We start from the raw sequence: 1,083 nt of genomic DNA on the forward strand, positions 1-1,083 counted from the left end.
GCCGGCGGGGGCGAAGGGCTTGATCTCGTTGACGAACTCCGTCTCGATCCACCGGGTGTGGATCCGGAACGGGTCGGCGGTGAACGCGGGGTCGACGACGACGGCCTGGTGGAAGGGGATGGCGGTGGCCATGCCTTCGACGGTGAATTCGCCGAGTGCGCGGGCGGCGCGCTGGAGGGCCTGTTCGCGGGTGGCGCCGGTGACGATCAGCTTGGCCAGGAGGGAGTCCCAGGCGGGGCCGATGACGCTGCCGGATTCGACGCCGGCGTCGAGGCGGACGCCGGGGCCGGTGGGCGGGGTGAAGAGGGTGACGGTGCCGGGCGCCGGGAGGAAGCCGCGGCCGGGGTCTTCGCCGTTGATGCGGAACTCGAAGGAGTGGCCGCGGATCTCGGGGTCGCCGTAGCCGAGTTCCTCGCCGTCGGCGATGCGGAACATCTCGCGGACCAGGTCGATGCCGGTGACCTCTTCGGTGACCGGGTGTTCGACCTGGAGGCGGGTGTTGACCTCCAGGAAGGAGATGGTGCCGTCGGTGCCGACGAGGAACTCGACCGTGCCGGCGCCGACGTAGCCGGCCTCCTTCAGGATCGCCTTCGACGCCGCGTACAGCTCCGCGTTCTGCGCCTCGGTGAGGAACGGCGCGGGGGCCTCCTCGACGAGCTTCTGGTGGCGGCGCTGCAGCGAGCAGTCGCGGGTGGAGACGACGACGACGTTGCCGTGGGAGTCGGCCAGGCACTGGGTCTCGACGTGGCGGGGCCGGTCGAGGTAGCGCTCGACGAAGCACTCGCCGCGGCCGAAGGCGGCCACGGCCTCACGCACCGCGGAGTCGTACAGCTCGGGGACCTCTTCGAGGGTCCGGGCGACCTTCAGACCGCGGCCGCCGCCGCCGAAGGCGGCCTTGATCGCGATGGGCAGCCCGTGCTGCTCGGCGAAGGCGACGACCTCGTCGGCGCCGGAGACCGGGTCGGGGGTGCCGGCGACGAGCGGGGCACCGGCACGCTGCGCGATGTGCCGCGCGGCGACCTTGTCGCCCAGGTCCCGGATCGCCTGCGGCGGCGGGCCGATCCACGTCAGACCCGCGTCCAG

General features: G+C 72.6%; 1 protein-coding gene. It reads right to left on the minus strand.

All coding sequences use genetic code 11. From position 1 onward, the window contains the following. Positions 1 to 1,083: acetyl/propionyl/methylcrotonyl-CoA carboxylase subunit alpha (locus ACH4MY_RS38190; protein WP_398009464.1), on the minus strand; the 1,083-nt coding region annotated here is incomplete at both ends.

This window comes from Streptomyces sp. NPDC017246 (genome assembly GCF_044331325.1).
Classification (GTDB): Bacteria; Actinomycetota; Actinomycetes; order Streptomycetales; family Streptomycetaceae; genus Streptomyces.